This is a genomic window from Streptomyces roseolus (assembly GCF_014649855.1).
Classification (GTDB): Bacteria; Actinomycetota; Actinomycetes; order Streptomycetales; family Streptomycetaceae; genus Streptomyces; species Streptomyces roseolus.
This window is the reverse complement of record NZ_BMTV01000006.1, coordinates 58,690-80,448: the sequence shown is the minus strand read 5'-3', so window position 1 is coordinate 80,448 and position 21,759 is coordinate 58,690. Positions and strand designations below refer to the sequence as shown.

General features: G+C 72.4%; 16 protein-coding genes. 3 read left to right on the top strand and 13 right to left on the bottom strand.

Annotation, left to right across the window (positions count from 1 at the left end; genetic code table 11):
- Positions 1 to 23: 23 nt before the first annotated feature.
- The 11 genes from IE245_RS08885 to IE245_RS08835 all read right to left on the bottom strand — a co-directional run bounded on the left by IE245_RS08885 (position 24) and on the right by IE245_RS08835 (position 16,239).
- On the bottom strand, positions 24 to 1,100 hold the full coding sequence (locus tag IE245_RS08885) for an alpha/beta hydrolase (protein WP_229851155.1): 1,077 nt from the start codon (positions 1,098 to 1,100) through the stop codon (positions 24 to 26).
- Positions 1,101 to 1,178: 78 nt separating this feature from the next.
- A complete protein-coding gene (locus IE245_RS08880) occupies positions 1,179 to 3,650 on the bottom strand; it encodes a penicillin acylase family protein (RefSeq protein ID WP_189946223.1) in 2,472 nt (823 codons plus the stop codon).
- 94 nt (positions 3,651 to 3,744) lie between these two features.
- Positions 3,745 to 5,151 carry a serine/threonine-protein kinase gene (locus IE245_RS08875; RefSeq protein WP_189946222.1) on the bottom strand — a complete coding sequence of 469 codons (1,407 nt, stop codon included), beginning with the start codon at positions 5,149 to 5,151 and terminating at the stop codon, positions 3,745 to 3,747.
- Positions 5,148 to 5,942 carry a serine/threonine protein kinase gene (locus IE245_RS08870; protein ID WP_189946221.1) on the bottom strand — a complete coding sequence of 265 codons (795 nt, stop codon included), beginning with the start codon at positions 5,940 to 5,942 and terminating at the stop codon, positions 5,148 to 5,150. The genes IE245_RS08875 and IE245_RS08870 overlap by 4 nt, the downstream gene beginning before the upstream one ends.
- Before the next feature lie 557 nt (positions 5,943 to 6,499).
- Entirely contained in the window at positions 6,500 to 7,996 is a 1,497-nt protein-coding gene (locus IE245_RS08865) for a DUF8189 domain-containing protein (protein ID WP_229851154.1), read from the bottom strand.
- A 104-nt stretch (positions 7,997 to 8,100) separates the two neighbouring features.
- The gene (locus IE245_RS08860) at positions 8,101 to 9,084 is read right to left on the bottom strand and encodes an alpha/beta hydrolase (protein ID WP_189946220.1); all 984 of its coding nucleotides are present in this window, start codon (positions 9,082 to 9,084) and stop codon (positions 8,101 to 8,103) included.
- Between the two features lie 512 nt (positions 9,085 to 9,596).
- Positions 9,597 to 10,694: a class I SAM-dependent methyltransferase gene (locus tag IE245_RS36805; protein ID WP_229851153.1), complete on the bottom strand. Its 1,098-nt coding sequence runs from the start codon at positions 10,692 to 10,694 to the stop codon at positions 9,597 to 9,599.
- Entirely contained in the window at positions 10,691 to 12,013 is a 1,323-nt protein-coding gene (locus IE245_RS08850; RefSeq protein ID WP_229851152.1) for a tetratricopeptide repeat protein, read from the bottom strand. The genes IE245_RS36805 and IE245_RS08850 overlap by 4 nt, the downstream gene beginning before the upstream one ends.
- A gap of 5 nt (positions 12,014 to 12,018) precedes the next feature.
- Positions 12,019 to 13,173: an MFS transporter gene (locus IE245_RS08845; protein WP_189946218.1), complete on the bottom strand. Its 1,155-nt coding sequence runs from the start codon at positions 13,171 to 13,173 to the stop codon at positions 12,019 to 12,021.
- Positions 13,170 to 14,285 (bottom strand): ATP-grasp domain-containing protein, encoded by a 1,116-nt coding sequence (locus tag IE245_RS08840; protein WP_229851151.1) that lies wholly within the window; start codon positions 14,283 to 14,285, stop codon positions 13,170 to 13,172. Before IE245_RS08840 ends, IE245_RS08845 begins: the two co-directional genes overlap by 4 nt.
- 565 nt (positions 14,286 to 14,850) lie before the next feature.
- Positions 14,851 to 16,239 carry a hypothetical protein gene (locus IE245_RS08835; protein ID WP_189946216.1) on the bottom strand — a complete coding sequence of 463 codons (1,389 nt, stop codon included), beginning with the start codon at positions 16,237 to 16,239 and terminating at the stop codon, positions 14,851 to 14,853.
- A gap of 226 nt (positions 16,240 to 16,465) precedes the next feature.
- Between IE245_RS08835 and IE245_RS08830 the strand changes: the two genes are divergently transcribed.
- A complete protein-coding gene (locus IE245_RS08830) occupies positions 16,466 to 17,239 on the top strand; it encodes a glycosyltransferase family 2 protein (protein WP_189946215.1) in 774 nt (257 codons plus the stop codon).
- A 138-nt stretch (positions 17,240 to 17,377) separates the two neighbouring features.
- On the opposite strand, the gene IE245_RS08825 is transcribed toward IE245_RS08830, so the two are convergent.
- Positions 17,378 to 18,868, bottom strand: a complete 1,491-nt coding sequence (locus IE245_RS08825) for a SulP family inorganic anion transporter (protein ID WP_189946214.1) — start codon at positions 18,866 to 18,868, stop codon at positions 17,378 to 17,380.
- A 424-nt stretch (positions 18,869 to 19,292) separates the two neighbouring features.
- Here IE245_RS08825 and IE245_RS08820 point away from each other — a divergent pair, with 424 nt between their 5' ends.
- Positions 19,293 to 19,706: a MerR family transcriptional regulator gene (locus IE245_RS08820; RefSeq protein ID WP_189946213.1), complete on the top strand. Its 414-nt coding sequence runs from the start codon at positions 19,293 to 19,295 to the stop codon at positions 19,704 to 19,706.
- Between the two features lie 175 nt (positions 19,707 to 19,881).
- Here the strand turns inward: IE245_RS08820 and IE245_RS08815 are convergent, their stop codons facing one another.
- Complete coding sequence (locus tag IE245_RS08815) at positions 19,882 to 20,238, bottom strand: DoxX family protein (RefSeq protein WP_189946212.1); 357 nt, start codon at positions 20,236 to 20,238, stop codon at positions 19,882 to 19,884.
- 530 nt (positions 20,239 to 20,768) lie between these two features.
- On the opposite strand from IE245_RS08815, the gene dhaK reads away from it, so the two are divergent.
- Positions 20,769 to 21,755 (top strand): dihydroxyacetone kinase subunit DhaK, encoded by a 987-nt coding sequence (gene dhaK, locus IE245_RS08810; protein ID WP_189946211.1) that lies wholly within the window; start codon positions 20,769 to 20,771, stop codon positions 21,753 to 21,755.
- Positions 21,756 to 21,759: the final 4 nt, after the last annotated feature.

Below are 21,759 nucleotides of genomic sequence, written 5' to 3'. Positions count from 1 at the left end.
CGGCGGGCGCCCGTACCGTACGGTCAGGCGGCGAAGGCCCGCTCCAGCCGGGGGATCAGGTCCAGGAGGGACTGGGCCCAGCAGCCGGCGTTGTGGCCGCCGTCGCACCGGGTGCCCCAGCCGGAACCGTCACCGTAGTTCACGAAGTAGTACGGCATGCCGAGGGCGTCCAGGCGGGCCTTGACGTTCTTGGACGCGCCCGAGACCCAGAACTCCATGTTCACGGGCGAGCCGCCGCCGTCGCCCGTGTAGATCGAGATCCCGATGCCCCGGAGCCGGTCCATGTGCTGCGACGGGTCGACCTGGTTCCACCGCCAGTCGGCGTTGAACACCGGGTAGGGCGAACCGAACAGGGCGTCGCTGTCCACACCGGGCTGGTACGGCGAGTTCTCCGGGTCGCAGTAACCGGACGACGAGGCGCACACCGCGCCCAGCGCGTCGGTGACGGAGGCGACGACCGCCATGCGCAGGTCCATGGAGTTGACCGACAGGTCGATGTCCCCCGACAGCGACGCGGTCTGGCCGAAGAGATCGGGGCGGGCCTGGGCGTAGTGGAAGGCCCCGAAACCGCCCATGGAGATGCCGGCGACCGCGCGGGACTTCTTCGTCGCGAGGGTCCGCAGGTTCGCGTCGACGAACGGGATCACCTGCTCCAGGTGGAAGGTCTCCCAGTTCTGGGCGCCGAGGACGGTGTTCTGGTCGAGCCAGTTCGCGTACCAGCTCCGCGCGCCGCCGTCGGGGATGACGGTGATCATCCGGTCCGACATGGACAGGGCCGGGTAGGTCTGGTCCACGGGATCGTCGGGCGAGCCGTGCAGGAAGTACAGGACCGGGTAGCGCCGGTCCGGGTCGTCGTAGTAGCCGCGGGGCAGAATGATCTTGATGTGCTGTTCGCCCGCCACCTGGGGCGTGGTGACCGTGAGGTAGAAGTCGTGGGCGTTGCCCACGGCGGGTGCGACCTGGGTCAGGCCGAAGCCGTTCGGCAGGTGCGGCGGGGTGGTGCCGTCGGCGGCCCGGGCCGAGCCGACGGGCGCGATGACGGCCGCGGCGGCGACCGCCCACGCCACCACCGTCCTCCACCAGAGCGATGTCCTCTTCACCGTGCTGTTCCCTTCGTGGGTGATGCCGTTCACGGGTGGTGCCGTTCGTGGGGAATGTCGTTCGCGGGTGGCGGTCCTTCAGTCCAGGACCACGACCCTCAGGTCCGGGGCGGCCGCGATCTGCTCCTCGGTGAACCGTTCGGTCACCCAGCCGCCGGCCGCGAACAACTTCGTCTGGTCGGCGTGGTGCGGCGAGTTCGGGTTCGCAGACTGGGAGTAGGCCAGGACGGAGTACGTCTCCGGCGGCCCCTCGGCGGTGAACCGCACCTGCTGGACGAAACTGGACCCGAAGACGATGTCGAGCCGGCCGTCCACCTGTCCCGGCTCGATCACGTTCAGCACGCCGAGGAGGCCGTACGAGCCGTGGACCGGGATCTGCTCGCCGCCGCGGGTGATCCTCTGCACGTCCGAGAGCGCCGCGTCGAGCGGGATGCCGGCCTTGCGCAGGCCGAGGACGGCCCGTGCGAGGGAGTCACGGACGGCGGAACTGCCGCCGTCCAGCGAGTTGGGCGTGTGCACCGGGTCCTTGGGGTCGAACGGGACCCGCCAGGGCAGCTTCTCCAGGCGCTGCGCGCCCTGCAGATGGTGCCAGTAGGCGGCGAACAGCCACGAGCCCCGGCTGTCCGCCGTGTAGTCGTGGCTCTTCCAGCCGGCCAGGACCGGACAGGCCTCCTTGATGTCGACGAGGTTGCCGTCCACGAGGACGAGCCCGAAGGCGACCCCCCGGCACGCCGCCACCGTGGTGTCGAGCGTGAGGTCCGCCGCCCTGCTGTTGTCCGCGAAGAGCAGCTTCCCCATGGTCTCCGGCGTGAAGCCCCTGCCGGGCAGGCCGTCGGTCCCGTCGATCCGCCGCTGCGCGGTGAGGATCAGCTCCTGGGTGCGCAGGGACCGGGGCGCCGCCGTGTCCCCCATCACCCGGGGGAAGGCCAGCGGCTGCTCCGGATGGGCCAGCCACGGGCTGTCGTTGGCGTTGCCGACGAAGTCGGTGCGGATCAGGCGGGGTTGCTTCGCCGGATCGAGGAGGCCCGGCGCGGCCGCGTTCGGGTCGTCGGGCCAGTCGCAGGCGCTGCGCTTGCCGTCGAGGATGGAGACCGGCGGCACGTTGGACAGCGGCAGCGACTGGTGGAACAGCAGTTTGCCGGTCTCGGTGAGGCAGGACCGCGCGTGCGCGTCGGTGATGTTCGGGACGGCCTGGATGTCGGCGTAGAGCGCGTTGCCCCGGCGGTCGGTGGCGACCGTGTTGAAGAAGGGGACGCCCTGGGTGGTCTCCAGGACGTCCACCACGTCGTGGACGTCCTTGGCCCGGTCGAGCCCGAACCAGGTGTTCAGCGCGCGCAGGTTGTGCATGTTCACGTCGCGTACGGCGTGGGCGCTGACCACCCAGGGCAGCGGGCGGCCGAGGATCGAGGTGGTGACCGGTCCGTAGCGGGTGGACCAGAGCGTCCGGGTGACCGTACCGGTCGTGCCGTCCGCGTTGCGGACCGCGACGGAGACCTGCTGGGACCTCATCCGCTCCCAGGCGCCGTCGACCAGGTACATGGTCGGGTCCAGCGGGTCGACCTGCACGTCGAAGAGCCCGAACGGCGCGACCGTCGCGACGGTGTGGGTCCAGGCGACGTCGTCGTTGTGACCGATGTTCACCGCGGGCAGGCCGAGCAGACTGGCCCCGGAGACGTTGACCTCGCCCGGGATCGTCAGGTGGCTCTGCCACATCCGGTTCTTGCCGTGCCACGGGAAGTGCGGGTTGGCGAGGAGCATGCCGGTGCCGCCGGAGACGCCCTGCGAGCCGACCGCCAGCGCGTTGCTGCCCATGCCCTGCCGGCGGCTCTCGGCCAGCGCCTCGCCGATCGCCTTCGCGGTCTCCCGCGCGGTCCGCGCGCGTTCCTCGGCCGAGGGCGCGGGCCCGGCCGCCGCCGACGCCCCCGGGGGCGCGGCGGTGACCTGGCCGTCGAGGAGCGGATCGGCGCTGCCCATGACGATCTCGGCGTGCGCGTGCCGGTAGACGTCCATCTCGGTGATCGGCCGCACCCAGGCCGCGCCGCGGCAGGCCGGGTCGGAGATGTTCGCCGCGCCCGTCTCCGCCAGGTACCTGTTGTATCCCCGGACGTAGCCGCGGACGGCCTCCTCGACCTGGGGTTCCGGGCCGTCGGGCGCGGGCCGGGCCAGCAGCCGCTCGACGACGCCGTCGTCCTTGATCCGCTGGAAGTACAGGTCGCTGTGGAGGTTGGTGGTCGTGTTCTGGTTCTGGCCGGGGCTCGTCCTGCCCTCGGGCCCCAGGTGGCGGGACCGCTCGGCGTTGACCATCAGATAGGTGTCCGCCAGGGTGCAGATGTTGTCCTTGGCCGCCGCGTAGCCGTATCCCGTGCCCAGGCCCTCCCAGTCGGAGGCGATGATGTGCGGGATCCCGTACTCGGTGTAGCGGATCGTCGGCCGCTCCGGCGCCGTCGCGGCGGCACCGGCCGGTGTCCCGCCGGTCGCCGTGGTGCTCGCCACCGCCACCAGGGCCGCGACCGCCACCGGCAGCCGTGCCCTCCGTCTTCTCCGTGCCATCGGTACGCCCCTCCGTGAGGTCCGGGCCTTCGCCCGGACGCGGCCACGCTAGGGAGGAGCGATGAAATACCGATGATGCTCCGGCCGGGGACGGTCAGCGGGCCGCGGCCGGCCGGCACGGGGGCAGGGCGGGGCTGTCCCGGGTGCGGACGGCGGGGAGCCAGGCCTCGGGCGGCACGGAGGCGCGGGAGAGGCGGACGCGGAACCAGCGGGTGGACCGCAGGTCCTCCTCGTCGACGATGGGCTGCCCGTCGTCGACCACGCAGTCGGCGGTGAGGAGGTCACCGTGCCAGACCCGGGTCCGCACGACGTTCTCCGCCGTGTAGGGGCGGTGGGGATCGATCGCCAGGCCCAGGCTGCAGTGCCGGTCGCGGTCGGTCCGCTCCTGGCAGCCCCGCTCCGCGTTGAAGACCCGGACGGTGCCGGCCGGCGCGCCGGTGCCGTGCCCGGCCGTGTCGGCGCACAGGACGGCGCCGGTGCCGCAGAGCACGGCGGCGAGGACCGCCGCCCGGGTCCCGCGGAGCCTGGACGGGGGGCCGCCGGGCCCGTCGGGCCGCCGGGCGGCGATGCGGGCGAGCAGGCTCTCGGCCGTGTGCGGGGCGCGGGAGGCGTGGGTGGGGGCGAGGCAGTCGGCGATGATCCCGCGCCAGAACGGGGGCACGGCGGGGTCGAGCCGGAGGGGGACGCGGCCCGCCCCGTACTCCTGGGCGGCGGCGCTCCGGGCGATCGGCGTGGCGCCGGGGAACGGGGAGGCGCCGGAGGCGAAGAGCTCGTGGAGGACGATGCCGAGGGCCCAGATGTCGGCGCTGGTGCGGACCTGGACGCCGAGCTCGCCCAGGGGTGCCCGGCGCCGTTCCGGGGGCAGGTAGTCGAGCGTGCCCAGGGGCGGCGCGTAGCCGTGGGTGCCGGAGAGTTCGGTGGCGAGGCCGAAGTCGGAGAGCTTCACGGAGCCGTCCCCGGCCAGCAGGACGTTCTCCGGTTTGAGGTCGGCGTGGACCCATCCCGCGCGGTGGAGGTGGGCGAGCCCTTCGCAGACGCCCTCGGCGATGCGGTCGCGGTCGGCCCCGGCGGCGCCCGCGTCGAGGAGTTCCCGCAGGCTGCCGGCGGCCCGCTCCATGACCAGCACCATGGCGCCGTCCAGTGAGGGATGGTCCGGTGCGGAGAGCGCGAAGGAGTCCAGGAGGCCGATCAGGCGGGGGTGTCCGGCCCCGCGGCCGAGCGCGACCTCGCGCCGCGCCGACTCCGCGATCCTGCGGGCCTGGAGGGGCGCGAGCCCGGCGGTCGGCATGATCTTGAGGGCGACCGGAGCGGCCTCCCGCGACCGCCGCGCGGAGGGGGACCGTCCGCGTCCGGGGGCCGGGCGCGCCGCGTAGACCGTGGACCAGCCGCCGGTGCCGATCTGCTCGACGACCTCCCACTCCCCCACGCGGTGGCCGGGCGGGAGACGTTCCGGAAGGTCGCCCCGGCCCGGGGTGGTGCCGCGTGCGTGGAGGGGCGTCATCGCACGGGGTTCCGCTCGTGCCCGGCCGGCCGGGGCGCGGGCGGCAGCAGGGCGAGGTGCTCCTCCCGTACGAGTCCGAAGCGGAGCGCGAGCCCGACGATCTCCTCCCGCTTGCCGTTGCGGCGGTCGCCCTGCCCGTGTCCGTCGATGCGCAGCTTCTCCTCGGCGAGGTAGTCGATGTGCGAGCTGACGGCCCGCGCGGTGAGCGGGGCGCGGCCGGCGGGGGCGCGGAGCCGGTCGACGATCTGGGGCGTGGTGGGGACCGCGACGCGGGACTGGTCGCGCAGCCGCGGTTCGCAGAGCGCGACGAGGACGAGGAAGTAGGTGGCGGTCTCGTCGAGGGAGTACGCGGTGACCGTGCGGCTCTCCCAGGGGCCGCCGACGGCCCCGGGGTCGAGGTACACGTGGTCGGGGGCGAACACCTGGAAGGTGACGGGGAGTTCGCCCCGGGTGGGCAGCACGACCCGGGCGAACTCGAAGGGGACAGGTGCCCCGACGCGGCGCGGCGGGACCCTGAGGTACTCGCCCGCCCCCTCCGGGTTCTCCACGAGGTAGGTGTGCGTGCCGCTGTGGTTGGTCAGCTGCCAGTGGTCGTCGGTCACGCGGATCTCCCCGGCGAGCCGGGAGACCGCGGCGTCGGCGAGGCGGAGTTCGACCGGGGTGGCCGGGGAGCCGCGGCCGAAGCGCGCGGCCTCGCCCGGTCCGAGCCTCAACGTCACCGCCTCGGACCGCCGTTCGCCGCCGTCGGCGCCTCCCGCGCCCTGTGGCAGATGTACGACCACACCGCTCATCGCGCCCCCTTCCGCATCGCCCGCCTGCCGGACGAGCGGAACGATACCCACCCCTTACCGGGGTGTACCGGTGCGCTTCGGCCACTCGGCGGCGTCCACGGGCCCGGCCGCTCCGGAGCCGGGCCCGTGGCCGTCCGAGCACCTCGGCGAGGCCGTCCCGGAGTCCGCCGGGCGGTGGCCGGGGGTGGGCGCGCCTCCTGTGACGGGGGACACCCCCCTCCTCCGCCACGGACGCCTTTTAGAACGCTTTTCCAGTTTTCTGGGTGTCGGAAGGAGACGTTCCGGCGGGCGTCGGGACACCCGGACGTCGACGGAACCCCCGGCCGGGCCACGGCGCCGCGTCCGGGGCCGGGGCCGCCGGACGGCCCCGGCCCCGGACGCAAGGTGGGAAAGGTCACGGCCCCGGGCGGTCGGCCGGGCCGCCGCTCCCGTCCTCCGGGCCCGTCCGGGGCCGTCCGCCGTCCGTCGCATGGCGCGATCCGTACGTCGGGACCGGCGGCGCCCCGGCTCACCGGGCGGCGCCCCGCGGCGGGTTCCGCCCGCCGGCCGGTCGCACGTCAGTCGAGTCCCGGTCCGGCGGAGTCGTTCACCCAGCCCCAGGCGGACCAGGTGGAGAAGCCGGTCTGCCACCGGTGGAAGGTGCCGGTGGGATTGGTCCCGAAGACCTCGATCCGGCCGTCGGCGTTCGTCGCGGCGGCGATCTCCGTCCCGCCGGTGCCGAAGGTCTCCCAGGCGCTGTACGGGGCGTTGACCCCCGTCTGCCACGCGTGCGCGGCGGTGCCGGCGTTGATCGCGAAGACCTCGACCCGCCCGTCCGGACCGCGCTCGCTGGTGAGCCGCGCGTCCGCGGGGCCTCCCGTCGCCTCCCAGCCGGACCAACCGGTGGGGCCCGTCTGGTACTTGTGGAAGACGCCGGCCGGCCCGGAGGCGAAGACCTCGATCCGTCCGTCGGCGTTGTGGTCCACGGTCAGGTCGTGCCCGCCGCCGCCGAAGGCGTCCCACCGCGACCATCCGCCGTTCGGGGACGTCTGGTACCGGTGCTGGAAGACGTCCCCGTTGAGGGCGAAGACCTCAAGGCGTCCGTCGCGGGACTTCGCCATCTCCACCCGGGCGCCCGCAGGGCCGCCCCCGGTCGGCTCCCAGTCCGACCAGCCGCCGTTCGGCGCCGTCTGGTACTTGTGGAACAGCCCGGCCGGACCGGAGGCGAAGACCTCGATCCTTCCGTCGGCGTTCACCCCGGCGGCCGCGTCCGCGCCGCCCCCGCCGAAGGCCTCCCAGTCCGACCAGCCGCCGGACGGGGACAGCTGGTACCGGTGCTGGAAGGTGTCGCCGCCGATCGCGAAGAGCTCCAGACGGCCGTCCGCGTTCGGCGCGACGGCCAGCTCGGCGCCGGCCGGACCGCGGAGCGGCTCCCACGCCGACCAGGCGCCGTTCGCCTCGACCTGCCAGGCGTGGTGCACGCCGTCGGCGCCGGCGGCGAACACCTCCAGGCGGCCGTCCGCCGACCGGGCGGAGACGACCCGGCCCGAGTCGGCCGGGTACACGAGCGGGGCGGGCCCCGGTTCCCCCGGGTGCCCGAGGCGGTCGACGGCGGCCCGCGCCTCGCCCATGTGCCGCTCGTGCAGGTCCCGGTTGTAGGTGGACCAGGGCTGCCAGTTCGTCCCGCCGGAGGAGATGGCGAAGGCGGCGTTCGCGTTGCACTGCGCGTCGTAGGCGCAGGCGTCGTCGACCTCGGAGTGCCAGTAGTCGTTGATCTGCCACAGGCCGCGGTCGGTGGAGGCCGGCGAGTTGTTCTGCGTGTTGGACGCCAGGGGGTCGCAGCCGGACTCGGCGAGGGCCACGGCCACGGCGGTCACCAGCGCGTCGCCCCGGAAACCGGCCTGGTGGCCGACCCGGGCGCAGAGATCGCTCGCGGCGGCGTGCGCCGGAGACGCGCCGGCGAGCGCGCCGGCGGCGAGGAGCAGCGACGTGAGGGCCGACACGGCGATCCGGTGCGGAGCACGGCGTCGGAAGGGCTGGGGGCCGCCCGCTGCGGGGCGTCGAACGCTCGTCACCTGCGGTCTCCTTGGGATGGGGTGGTGCGTCGGCCCGTCGCCCGTCGGTCCTCCCGGACCGGAGGGGTGCGCGGCCCGCCGCACGGGCGCGCCGCGCACCGGGCTCACGCCTTGCGGAGCCGGCCGATGATGCCGTCGATGTCGCGCTGCATCATGTCGTGGCGGATGTGGTGGCCGCCCGGCAGCTCGTGCCACTCGTGCGGGATGCCCGCGTTCCCGAGGAGGGAGCGGAACTCCCGCTGTCCCCAGAGGACATGGGACTCGTTGGCGGTGTCGAACCAGTTGACCGGGTCCGGACTCGTGCCGGCGACCAGGAAGACCCGCTTGTGGCGGTAGCTCTCGATCCGCTGGACCGGGTTGTCGGCGCTCACGCGCGCCTCGTCCCAGAACGGCGCGCCGTAGACCGTACCGCCGCCCAGTTCGAGCGCGGCGGAGGTGGCGTTGGCCCAGTGGACCACCATGCCGTTGTCGCGGCGGAGGCTGGCCGGGCCCGAGTGGGAGCTGACGGAGGCGAAGTGGCCGTAGTACTTGGCCGCGTACTTCAGCGCGCCGAAACCGCCCATGGAGAAGCCGGAGACGGCACGGCCGTCGTACTCGGCGTACGTGCGGAAGTTGGCGTCGATCCACGGGATCAGCTGCGCGATGTGGAAGTGCTCCCAGTTGCGCGGGCCGACGTTGGAGCTGACCGGGTTGGAGTACCAGCCCGTCCGCCCGCCGTCGGGCATGACGACGATGATCGGCTTGCCCGCGGTCCAGGCGCGGACGCCCTCGCGGTCGAAGGTGATGAAGTCCTGCTCGCCGCCGTGGAGCAGGTACAGCACGGGATAGCGGCGGCCGCTCCAGTGGTAGTCGTCGGGCAGGAGCACGTTCACGGCGGGGTTCCAGCCGATGGCGCTGGTGGAGAACCGGTAGTACCACATGCGGTGGTCGGTCTCGCCGCGTTCCACGATCCGCAGCCCGAAGCCGTCCCCGACGGCGGCGGCCGGCCCGGCCGCGGCGACGACGCCCGCACCGCCCAGGGCCAGGGCGGCCGACAGGCCGCCCGCGGACTTGAGGATGTTCCTGCGCGAGGGATGCTGCGCGCCCAACGTGACCTCCGGGTCGAGAGCATGGGAAGGCCCGGAGGGCGACGGGACTCCCGCTCACCCCTCCCCGGACCGTACGGTCGAACGGTCCGGAAGCTAGCAACGGGACGGGCGGGCCCGGGACCCGGAAGGTTACGGACTGACACCCGGGAGCCGGTGCGCTAGAACCGTGGAGGCGGGCGGCGGGGAGCGGGACCGGGGGCGTCCGCGTGCGGTCGGCGCCCGACGCGCAAAGGGGGTCGTACGGGGGCGGCGAGGGGCGTGCCCGGGACGGAGGCGCTGCCGCGGCGCCGTCAGGAGTCGGGCGGCCGTTCGAGGGCCGCGGCCGTGCCGGTCCGCCCGCCGCCGACGCGTGGCGCCGGTTCTCGGGGCGCGCCGGGGGGCCGGGTCCGCGGTGGGCGTGGACGGTCCCCTCCGCGCCGCCGGGGCCGGGCGGCACGCGGCCGTGCGGCGGCGCCCCGGAGGGGTCCGGGGGCCGCCGCACGGACGGGTGCGGCCGGGTCAGGCCGTCGGCGTCACGCCTCCGGCTTCTGGAAGAGGACCAGCGTCGAGGCGCCGAAGGCCTCGGTGTCGGTGTGCGTGCTGCTCACCAGGGTGAAGCCGTGGCGCCGGATCTCCTCGACCAGGGCGTCGCCCTCCCGCTCCGCGTAGGGCAGCACCTCCAGACCGATGTTCTTCTCGCCGTCCGCGACCCGGATCTTCCGGGGGATCACGCGGCCGGGCACGAGGTCGGCGGAGACCTCCTCGTAGTCCGGGATGGAGAAGAAGCCCTTGCCCCACTCGCTCGCGCAGTGGTCCACGACGAAGTGGCCGCCCGGGCGGAGGATGTCGAAGACGCGGGAGATGTGGCCGGCGCGCTGCGCGTCGTCGACGAGCATGTGGAGGCAGCCCATGTTCATGGCCAGGTCGAAGCTGCCCTCCTCGAAGCCGCGGAGGTAGATGATGTCGCGCTCCATGAACCCGGAGGGGTCCAGGTTCGCGGCCGTGGCCCGCTCGCGCGCGCGGGACAGGGCCGAGTGCGACACGTCGACCGAGACGACCTCGTGGCCCTGGGACAGGAGGTACAGCGAGTCGCGGCCCTCGCCGCAGCCGAGGTCGATGATCCGCCGGGAGAAGATCTCCGGACGTTCCCGCATCAGCTGGAGGAGCGAGGCGTTCGGCTCCTCCGACTCCCAGAGCTCGGCGCCGTTCTCGTACACGGTCCGGTAGCGGTCCTCGTAGCCGAAGTAGTAGTCGTCGATCGAGCCGACGATGTTCCGCACGTCGTCGCTGGTGGGCGAGAACTCGACCGGCGAGGCCGTGACGTCCGCCTCCGCGCCCAGGACCATCAGCGCCGTGTCGTCGACCAGCCCGATCACCAGCAGGTACTGCGACTCGTCGCACTCGACCGGCTCGCCGACCCCGAAGGGCGCACAACACTCCTTCAGCGTCTCCAGGGTGATCGCGGCGGCCTTCTCGCACCTGAAGATCGCGGCACGCCCCTGGGTCACCTTGGCGACGAAGCCGGCCGTGCCGTCCAGCTGCCACACGGTCTTGCGGTCCTGGAGCGGGATCGCGGTCAGCTGCATGCCCTCGGGCGCGATCTCGTCGGATATCGCCTGGTAAAGGCTCACGTCAGTACCCCCTGTGAATGGTTCTCGGATGTGCGCAGTTCCGCCAGGCGCTCTTCGTAGCGCTGGATGACGGGGCCTTGGTGCCGGAAGATCCGGCCGGAGTCGCGCAGGTGCCGCGCGAGCTCGTAGTCGCGGGAGCGCAGAGCGGCCTCGATGGCCGTCATCTCGATGACGTCGCGCTGGGCGTTGCTGCCGCCCATCTCGGACGAGTGACGGAAGGACCGGGCCAGGCGGGCCGCCGCGTCGGCGTAGTCGCCGGTGGTGAAGGAACGGAAGCCGAGGAAGATGTCGACCATCTCCTCGGACACCTTCTCGCGCCGCGACAGGACCGCTTCCAGGAGGGAGTCCGCGCGCCCGTGGTCGCCGACCTGGCAGTAGGTGAGGTAGGCGTGGAAGTCGTTGAAGAGGTACCAGTTCTCGTCCGCGTACGGCTTCCAGTCCTCGTGGAGCGACCGCCAGTACGCGGAGAGGTCGAGCGACGGCCTGACGAGGGCGAGCCGCCAGAGCAGCGTCACGGCGTCCAGGTCCTCGGCCGAGCGCGCCGACGTCTTGCGGCGGATGCCTATGCGGTAGCACGCCAGGACGTCCTGGACCCGGTCCGCGTACAGCTCGAAGAGGGCGTAGTGCCACCAGACGTGGATGCGCATGGGCGTCGAGGCGTCCCTGCCGCGCATGTAGTCCTGGATGTAGCGGGCGCCCTCCTCGTGACGGCCCGACTCGTACAGGCAGTGCACCAGGGCGTGCATGGCGTAGATGTCGTCGGAGTGCGCCTCCAGCGCGACCCCGCAGCGCTCGATGGCCGCCGTGATGAGGCCGTTCTCCTCCAGGGCGAAGCCGTGGAGGCCGTGCAGATAGCCGGTGACGGGGTCGTCGTCCGCGAACCGGCCGATGGCGGCCTCGATCGAGGCCAGCATGTGCGGGGCGTCGCCGAGGTAGAAGTCGAGCATGTGCGCCGCGTAGACCGACACGGCGTCGCCGGGGTACGCGTCGACGAGGGCCTGGAAGCCGTTCCGGGCCGTCACCAGGTCGCCGGCCGCCCAGGAGCCGACGGCGGAGAGCATCGCCCTGGTCCGCGGTTCGACCGGTCCGGTCTCCCGGAGGGAGTCGCAGATCCGCGCGGCCTCCATGGCCGAGGGGCGCTCCATGGAGCACAGCAGGTCGACGGCGAGCATGAGCGCCAGGGGCGGGGTGGCCCGCGCGTACCTCCGACATCGCTCGTGGTCCAGTTTCATGGAGACCAGTTGGACGATCGCCTTCTCGACGACCTCCATGTCCGCCGGCTGTTCGACCAGATGCGGAACGCCTCGGGAATCGTGCATCACTGTCATTCGGACACCTCACTCGGAATGAGTCGACGGCCTTGGACCGCGTGGATTCGGTGAAATGAGAGAACAAGCAACAGCGTCAGGGCGAACGGGGCCAGCCAGATGTGGGAGGAGAAGTACCTTCCGCCGGCCAGGACCGCGGACAACAGGAGGAGCGAGTAGGCGTTCGCGTGGGCCACGATCGCCCCGACCTGCTGCGGCGAGAAATTCGATGCCGCTTCCGAGCGCAGGATCACCCGCAGGGACCCGAAGGCGCATCCGAGGATGAAGATGGCGATGGACTGCGGTACCCCGAAGGCCGGGAAGAAGAGCCAGACCGCCATGGCGACGACGACCGCGGCGGCGGCGCCCAGCAGAATCCAGCGCAGCCCGGGGTTTTTCGCGAAGCGATGCAGGAACGTTCCGGCCACGGCCATTCCGATGCCGAGGAGCATGTCCAGGATTCCGACGGTGAGCATGCTCCCGCCGTTGGCCAGCACCTGCAGGGGCAGCATGAAGTTGAACGTGCCCAGGATGGGCCAGACGAACATGAAGGCGAGGAGGTAGAGGACGCCGAGACCGCCCGTGATCTTCGGCCTGGCCTCCTCCGCCGCCTGCTCGCCCAAGGACGCGGCGGCCCGCTGGGCTCCCAGGCTCAGGACCGCCACGACGGCGAACAGGGCGGCGCAGACGACCAGCACCCACTCGGCCCTGACCACCCGCGTGAACAGCGGGGCGAACAGCGGGCCCACCATGAGCGCGACCTGGTTGACGGTCATGGTCAGCGAGCTGGACCTGCGCAGGGCGTCACCGTCGAGCCCGGACGCCTCGTCGTTGAACCAGACCTCCCACGCCGATTCCAGATAGAAGAAGAAGATCCACAGGACGAAGTTCAGGGCGACGACGGCCTGGACGTGGCTGTAGCCCGCCGCGATCACCAGGAGCGTCAGGGCGACGCCGGCGAGCCCCGCGGCGGTCATCCGGGCCCCGCCGGCGATCGGCACGAAGCGGATCAGCGACGGGACGAAGACGGCGGGCACGAAGGAGAGGGCGGTGGAGACGGCGAGCACGTCGTACCCGCCGTCCTGCGCCGACGCGATGTGCCAGTTCAGCAGGAGCAGCACCACTCCGCTGAAGAACCGGTAGAGACCGGAGTAGAGCGTGTACCGCCTCACGCCCCCGCCGCCTCGTCGACGACGAAGATCTCGTCGGCCAGCTCCTTCGCCACGTCGACCGGGAGCGAGGTCTTCTCGTCGAAGAGCCGGTCCCAGTCCAGTTCGACGAGCCCCTCCCTGTTGCTCCAGTTCTTGGCGCTCTGGGAGAGGTCGCCGCTCTTGGCGCTGATGTTGAGGCTGCGCACCTCGGGCGGCAGCGGCTTCCCTTCGCGCACGTCCCGGATCCGGCCCTCCCGGGCCTTCAGGAAGGCGATGGCCGAGGTCCTGACGGGCTCCGCGGCGGCGACGACGTCGAACAGGTCCTCACCGAGGTACGAACCGACGTGCACCCGGTAGGGGTTGAGCTCGTAGGCGCGCTCGACCTGGTCCATGATGCCGTCGCCGCCCGGCCGGGCGGCGACCTCGATCACCCAGGGCGTCCCGTCCGCGGCGAACTTGATCTCCACGTGGGCGAGGCCACGGTCGACGCCGAGCGCGACGCAGGCCCGTACGGCGAGGTCGTTCAGCTCGGGGTCCTCGGTGCGGTGGCTCGGCACCAGGTGCGCGGTCTCGGCGAACCAGGGGCGCGGGGACAGGTACTTCTCGGTCACGGCGAGGACCTGGGCCCGGCCGTCGCCGCACAGGACCTCGACGGACACCTCGTCGTCGGAGTCGACGAACTGCTCGACGAGGTACTTGTCGCCGAGGATGTTGAAGGACGATCCGTACTGGGCGATGACGGCCTTGGACTCCGCGAGACCGGCGACGGCCTCCTCGCGGGTGGTGGCCAGGACGACGCCGCCGCTGCCCCCGAAGTCGTACGGCTTGATGACCACGGGCAGCCCGATGGCGTCGAGGGCCTCCAGCAACTCCTCCTCGGACTGCACGAGGAGGGAGCGGGGAGTCCGCACGTCGGCGTCCAGGAGGGCCCGCTTCATGGCGTGCTTGTTCCGGGCGTTGTTCACCGCGTCGACGGCCAGTCCGCCCAGTCCCAGGGCGCGGTTGACGGCGTTCGCCGAATCCACCGTCCAGTCGTTGAGCGGTACGACGACCTTGGGGGTCCAGCCCTGGGCGGCCTGCGCGCGGATGGCGCTCAGCAGGGATTCCGGGTCCTTGGGATCGGCCGACAGCATATTGTCGAACGTGCGGTTCCGCTTTCGTACGGCGTCTTCCGCGGCCGCCCACACAGGAAGATCGGTAATCTGCTTGGCTCCCGAAAAGGCCCGTTCCCGGAGATACTGGTCGGCGCCGAGCAGGAGTACATATTCCTTGGACTGCACAGATTTTCCCCATCTTCCATGGGTTCAGAAATACTGGGATCCACTCGGCGTCTTCGCACGTCATCGGGTCAGTGACGCGTGCGGAATTCATTGCCGAGGGGGCGTCGGGACGTGGCAGCAGCGATCCTTTAATCGTCTCCGGCTGCGCCTCGTTTTAATTCCCCCATGCCCATTCTCCCCTTCCGCCGCCAGAGCGTAGCTGCGCCATACGGGGCATGCAAGCGATCATTTTCAGACGTGGCGGAAAAAGAACGGCACGCCGTGGCGCGTCTCGAAAACGGAGAATGCGTGCAGGGGGCAATGAATCGCCCGGCACCGCACCGCCGCACGACGGCACGCCATCGAGCTGGGAAAACGGTGCGGACCGCTCGAGCTCGCCGACGTCGCCGTCGGCCGCGGCCCGCTCCGGCGGGCGCGCTCAGCCGGAGCGGTATCCCCAGCGGGCGGCGCCGTCCTTGCCCGTGAAGCACTTCGCCGGACGCCCGTCGGAGGTCGTGGCGGTGGCACCCACGGGCGAGCAGAACTGGCCGAAACCGACGCCTGAAGCGGTACCGGAGCCGGTGCCGGTACCACCGCTCGTGCCGTCCTCCTCCGCGGTGGAGTCGCGGGACGGCCGCGGACGCGGCGGCTCGGGCTCCGGCGCGGCCCCCGAGCCGGACCCGGCTCCGGCTCCGGTCCCGGACCCGGTCCCGTACTTCGGCTTCGGATCCGCCTTGGGCTTCGGATCCACCTTCGGCTTCGGCTTGGGCTTGGGCTTCGGGGTCGGCTTCGGGGTGGGGCTGGGCTCGGTGCAGGAGGCCCCCGGGGCGACGAGCCACAGGTCGACGCGCGTGGTGACGGGCACCTCGATGCCCGCCTCCGGCTGCTGCCGGCAGACCCGCCGGTCCGCCAGGCTCGTACGCCGCTCGTCCAGGCGCTGCCCGGTGTGCGCGTGGAAGCTCGTGACGCGGTCGAGGCCGAGGGGGGCGAGCTCCCGCCACGCGGCGTCGTACCGCTCGCCGACGAGGTCCGGCATGACCACCCGCCGGGTTCCGTCCCGTCGCGAGGGGCACGGTTCGGCCTCGGGCACGGCGTGGAGGGTCAGGGTCCTGCCGTACGGGCGGGTCCGCTCGCCGGGAGAGGGGTTCTGGAAGCAGACGCGCCAGCCGGTCCGGTACGCCGTCACCGTGCGCGCCGCGGACGAGGCGTCGGCGGCGGCCACCCGCCACGACGCGCGGCGTGCCTCCCCGGCGGCCGTGGCCAGCGGGGTCCCCCGGAAGTCGGGCACGGCAGGCGCGTGGTCCGCCCCGTCGCGCGCCACGGCGTCGGGCTGCCCGGGCCCGCCCAGCCCGGCGATCAGCATCGCGGCGGCCCCGACGGCCACCGACACCGGATGCCGTCGCAGCCACGTGGCGGTCCGCCTCCCCCTGCCGGGCCGCAGGGGCGACCCCGCGGGCAGGAGCTCTCCGGCCGCTTCCAGGAGCTCGCCCTTCGGGTCGAGCTTCGAACCGTGCAGCTTGTGCGGCCTCCCGTCCACCAGGATCTCGACGGAGTCGAGCACGCCGTGGGAACGCCTCAGGATCCGCAGCGGCCGGTCCACCCGCGTCGCCTTGGGCGCGAAGAGGTTCCGGAGGAGGATCAGCCCCTTCCCGGTGAGCACGGCATATCCCCAGCCGTCGTGGTAGACGGCCCGGACGGCCTCCCCCGGCCCGAGTTCCCGCAGCAGCACCCGCCGGTGATCGTCGGAGAGGGAGACGCCCTCGCCCGACGCGACCTCGGCGGTACGCGGGTCGGCGGCCGGCGGATCGGCGGCCGGCGGATCGGACACAAGTTTTCCCGTGCTCGGAGGTACGACGGACGGCCCGGGGCAGGCCCCCACGGCGCCCCGGACGTACCGGATGCTAGCCCCCGCCCCGAAGAAGCCCCCGCCCCCGGTCCGGTACCGCCGTGCCGTGAGGCACGCGCGCGGACCCCGGCGGGGAGGGGCGGGCGGCGGAGGCTCGACCGCAGTGCTTGAATAGACCGTCGTTCCTGGTCATGCAAGGAGAAGTGCTGTGCCCCTGGTGTCGGTCGTGATGCCCGTGTACAACTCGGCGGCCACTCTTGGCGCGGCCGTCCGGTCGGTGCTGACGCAGACGCACAGCGACGTGGAGCTGCTGGTCACCGACGACCAGTCCTCCGACGGCTCCATGGACCTGCTCCGCGAGTTCGCCGAGCGGGACGAGCGCGTCCTGCCCCGGTCGGCGCCCGAGCGGGGCGGCGCGGGCCGGGCCCGCAACCTCGCGATCTCGCGGGCCCGCGGCGACTACATCGCCTTCCTCGACAGCGACGACATGTGGCTTCCGGAGAAGACCGAGAAGCAGCTCGCCTTCGCCGCCGAGGGCACGGCTCCGCTGACGTTCACCTCGTACTTCAAGATGGACGCCGACCACGCCGGCGAGAGCACCGAGTGGGTCCCGAACGGCCGGGTGATCCGCGCGCGCGAGCACGTGGACTACCGCGCGATGCTGGTCCGGGACTACATCGGCGCCCTCACCGCCATGTACGACCGCAGGATGCTGGGCACGAGGCTGATGCCGGAGATGCGCAAGCGCCAGGACTACGCCCTCTGGCTGTCGATCATGCGGGACGGCGCGGACGCCCGCGGCCTGGCCGAGCCGCTCGCGGTCTACCGGGCCCATCAGGCGAACTCCCTGTCCTCCAACAAGGCGTCCCTGATCAAGTACAACTGGGAGCTGTACCGCGAGCACGAGCACCTGTCGGTCCCCCGGTCGGCGCGGGCACTGGCCGGCGCGGCGTGGCAGTCCCTCCGCAACTCGCGGATCTAGCCCCCGTCTCGGGCCGGCGGCGCCGGGAGGACCGTCACGGGCGGCGGGTGGGGCCGGGACCGCCCCCTGCACTCCGCCGGATCGCGGATGACCTCGATCGCCCGCCGAGCCGGGCGGGCGTCGGCGGGCGGTACGGGGTCAGTGGCCGCCGGCGAGTTCGCCCGTGAGCCTGCCGTGCAGATCGGCGCTGGGGTCGTTCAGACCGATGATCTCCACGGTCTTGCCGCGCTGGGCGTACTTGTTCTCGACGGCGTCCAGGGAAGCCACCGAGGAGGCGTCCCAGACGTGCGCGGCGGACAGGTCGACGACCACCCGGTCGGGATCGCCGGCGTAGTCGAACCGGCCGACGAGGTCGTTGGAGGAGGCGAAGAACAGCTCGCCGGTGACCCGGTAGACCACCGTCCCGCCGTCGGGGTCGACCACGGCGGTGACCTCGGCGAGATGGGCGACGCGCTTGGCGAAGATGACCATGGCGGTGACCGAGCCGACGACGACGCCGATGGCGAGGTTGTGGGTGGCGACCACCGCCACGACGGTGACCACCATGACGCCGATCTCGCCTGCGGGCATCCGCCTGAGGGTCTTGGGCGCGATCGAGTGCCAGTCGAAGGTCGCGAACGACACCATGATCATGACGGCGACCAGGGCGGCCATGGGGATGTCGGAGACGACCGGGCCGAAGACGATGCACAGCACCATCAGGAAGGCGCCGGCCAGGAAGGTGGAGAGCCGCGTCCGGGCCCCCGACACCTTCACGTTGATCATGGTCTGCCCGATCATGGCGCAGCCGCCCATGCCGCCGAAGAAGCCGGTGACGATGTTGGCGATGCCCTGGCCGACGGACTCGCGGGTCTTGTCCGAGTGGGTGTCGGTGATGTCGTCGACCAGCTTGGCGGTCATCAGCGACTCCATCAGGCCGACCAGCGCCATCGCGAAGGCGTACGGGGCGATCGTCGTCAGGGTGTCGAGGGTGAACGGCACATCGGGCAGGCCCGGCACGGGCAGGGAGGACGGCAGTTCACCCTTGTCGCCCACGGTGGGCACGGCGATCCCGGCCGCGACCGTGATCACGGTGAGGATGACGATGGAGACGAGCGGGGCGGGGATCACCGTGGTGATCTTCGGGAAGAACACCATCAACGCCAGACCACCGGCGATCAGCGGGTAGACCGGCCACGGCACGTTCCGCATCTCGGGTACCTGCGCCATGAAGATCAGGATGGCGAGGGAGTTGACGAAGCCGACCATCACCGAACGCGGGATGAACCGCATCAGCTTCGCCACGCCGAGCATGCCCAGGATCACCTGGAAGACGCCGGCCAGGATGACGGCGGCGACCAGGTACCCCAGGCCGTGCTCACGGTTCAGCGGGGCGATGACGAGGGCGACCGCGCCGGTGGCGGCGGAGATCATGGCCCGTCGGCCGCCGACGACCGAGATGACCACGGCCATGGTGAAGGAGGCGAACAGGCCGATCGCCGGGTCGACCCCGGCGATGATCGAGAAGGAGATCGCCTCGGGGATCAGCGCCAGGGCGACGACCAGGCCCGCGAGGACCTCGGTGCGCCAGACCTTCGGATCGTCCAGCCAGTCGGGCTTGAGGCCGCGCAGCCGCGCGGCGGGAGTCACAGCAGCAGAAGACAAGGAGACGCGTACCTGTCGTACTCGGGCACACCCCTCACGGCAGGGCAGGGCGGGGCGTACGGAAAGGAGACACGGGGGCCGGGGCGGCACCCCGCGGACGGCCCGGACAGCGGGGCCGGGAGTCGTTGAGGACGGACGCGAGGCGGAAACGCACACGGGCCGTCCGGCGGCTCACGTCGAGGGACGAAGAGTCACGGCGGGCAGGCGGCGGCGGTCGGCGTCATGGGCTCGCGCACGCCCTCTCTCCTGCAAGAATCGGATCTTCGCCGGGAGCGCCATCGGCCCCGGAAGCGGCAACAGCGGGGCGGTCCGACCACCCTCACCGGCAACTCTACCCTAACGTTAGAGTAGAGATCGGCGAGGTGGCGCGGACGCGGCCCGCTACGGAAGAAGGGCCAGGGACGCGGCCATGGACGACAAGCACATGCAGATCGGCGAGGTCGCCGCGCGGACGGAACTGTCCCTGCGCACCATCCGCCACTACGAGGAGACCGGCCTGGTCGCCCCCTCCGCCCGCTCCCAGGGAGGCTTCCGCCTCTACACCGAGACCGACGTCGCCCGCCTCATGGTCATCCGCCGCATGAAGCCCCTCGGCTTCACCCTGGACCAGATGCGCGACCTCCTGGACGCCACCGACCGCCTCGACGGTGACGCCGACCTCGCCCCCGACGAGCGCGAAGCGCTGCTGGAGCGCGTACGGACCTACCGGCGGGCCGCCGCCGAGCAGGTGGAGAAGCTCCGCGTCCAGCTGGCCCGGGCCGAGGACTTCGCCGAGACGCTGGGCGCCCGCCTGGAGCAGGACGCTCCGGCCACCCGCCGCTAGCTTCCGCTCACCGGGGACCCAGCGCGTGCGCGGTGCGGTCGCCGTACGCGTCCCGTCCGGGGCACCGCCCCGGCTGACCCGTCCGTTCCCGTCCGCTCCCGTCCAGAGTGGTCCCGGCCCGGGCGTACCGGCCCGGATCGGGCCGGAGGGCGGTCCCTCTCCGGTCGTGGTCCGGTCACCAGGTGCCGTGGTGGGCCAGGTTCACGGCCAGCGCGGCGACGGGCAGGCAGAAGAAGACGGCCCATACGCCCAGCCGGCGGTCGCCGATCCGGAGGTGGGCCCACAGCGCACCGAGGAAGTACAGCACGAGGCCGACGGCCGCGGCCCTGCCGAGCAGGGGCACGGCGAACCCGGCCACCAGCCCCGCGGCCCCCAGGGCCGGCACGATGCCGAGCGGACGCGTCCAGGACCGGGGGACGCCCAGCTTGTCCGCCTGACTCTTCGGACAGTCGTGGCCGATGAGGTTGGCGACGGCGGCCGAACCGTTGACGACCGAGGTGAGGACGGTGATCACGACATAGGTGGCGAACACGGGAAGCTCCTTCTGCTGGACGAGGACGGTGCTGGTTCACCTCCTTGACCACGCAGCGCTCTCGATCTGACACGCCGCTCCGGTGGCCGCGTCCAGGGCCGCCCGCGCCTCGACGCCCGTGCCGACGCCCCCTCGGTACGGGGGTGCCCTTCCGCCTCCGGGTCCCCCACGATCTCCTGGGCGGTGGTGCGCCGGCGTCCCCCGGTGGGCGACCTGTGCCGGGCCCGCACAGGCGTCGACGACCGCCCCACGTGCCCCACCCGTGGGCGAGCGTCCGCCGGATCTGCGTGACCTTCGCCGCCGCAAGGCCGATACTGCCCACAGGGACCGGTCGGACCCGTCCAAGTCGAGGAGGTTCCGCATCTGACGCACCGTCACCGGAGTCGGCGTCCACTCGGCGTCCGTACCGGCGGAAGCCGCCCCCGACCGCCGTGAACCGCCCGGGTCGACTTTCCCACGCGCAGCCGTTGACCTGCGAAAGCACAGGCCACGGGCCCATCTTCCAGCCTCGCGAGGAGACACCGTTGAGAATGCTGATCAATGTGCCGGAGAGCGTCGTGGCCGATGGGCTGCGGGGGCTCGCCGCGGCTCATCCGGAGTTGACCGTGGACGTCGAGCAGCGGGTGGTGGTGCGGCGGGACGCGCCGGTCGCGGGGAAGGTGGCGCTGGTCTCGGGGGGCGGTTCGGGGCACGAGCCGTTGCACGCGGGGTTCGTGGGGCCGGGGATGCTGGACGGGGCCTGCCCCGGGGAGGTGTTCACGTCGCCGGTGCCGACGCAGATGGTGCGGGCGGCGGCGGCCGTGGACAGTGGGGCCGGGGTGTTGTTCGTGGTGAAGAACTACACCGGGGACGTGCTGAACTTCGAGATGGCCGCCGAGCTCGCCGAGGACGAGGGCATCCAGGTCGCCAAGGTGCTCGTGGACGACGACGTGGCCGTGACGGACAGTCTGTACACGGCGGGGCGGCGCGGGACCGGGGCCACGCTGTTCGTGGAGAAGATCGCGGGGGCGGCGGCCGAGGAGGGCGCGCCGCTGGAGCGGGTGGAGGCGCTGGCGCGGCGGGTGGTGACGCGGTCGCGGTCGTTCGGGGTGGCGCTGAGCGCGTGCAGCACGCCCGCGAAGGGCGGCCCGACCTTCGATCTGCCGCCGGGCGAGCTGGAGTTGGGGGTCGGCATCCACGGGGAGCCGGGGCGGGAGCGGCGCGGGATGATGACCGCGGGGGAGATCGCCGAGGTCGCCGTCGACGCCGTCCTGGACGACCTGCGGCCCTCGGACCCGGTGCTGCTGCTGGTGAACGGGATGGGCGGGACGCCGCTCCTGGAGCTGTACGGGTTCAACGCGGAGGTGCGGCGCGTGCTGGACGCCCGGCGGGTGCCGGTGGCCCGCACGCTGGTCGGGAACTACGTGACGTCGCTCGACATGGCGGGCTGCTCGGTGACCGTGTGCGCCGCCGACGAGGAGCTGCTGCGGTTGTGGGACGCGCCGGTGGCCACCCCCGCGCTGCGCTGGGGACGGTGAGCGG

What these genes read in the sequence shown, in the direction of transcription:
- IE245_RS08880 (WP_189946223.1), bottom strand. Translation starts at nt 3,650, where the DNA reads ATGGCACGGAGAAGACGGAGGGCACGGCTGCCGGTGGCGGTCGCGGCC.
- IE245_RS08875 (WP_189946222.1), bottom strand. Translation starts at nt 5,151, where the DNA reads ATGACGCCCCTCCACGCACGCGGCACCACCCCGGGCCGGGGCGACCTT.
- IE245_RS08870 (WP_189946221.1), bottom strand. Translation starts at nt 5,942, where the DNA reads ATGAGCGGTGTGGTCGTACATCTGCCACAGGGCGCGGGAGGCGCCGAC.
- IE245_RS08850 (WP_229851152.1), bottom strand. Translation starts at nt 12,013, where the DNA reads ATGCACGATTCCCGAGGCGTTCCGCATCTGGTCGAACAGCCGGCGGAC.
- IE245_RS08840 (WP_229851151.1), bottom strand. Translation starts at nt 14,285, where the DNA reads ATGCTGTCGGCCGATCCCAAGGACCCGGAATCCCTGCTGAGCGCCATC.
- IE245_RS08820 (WP_189946213.1), top strand. Translation starts at nt 19,293, where the DNA reads ATGGACGACAAGCACATGCAGATCGGCGAGGTCGCCGCGCGGACGGAA.
- dhaK (WP_189946211.1), top strand. Translation starts at nt 20,769, where the DNA reads ATGCTGATCAATGTGCCGGAGAGCGTCGTGGCCGATGGGCTGCGGGGG.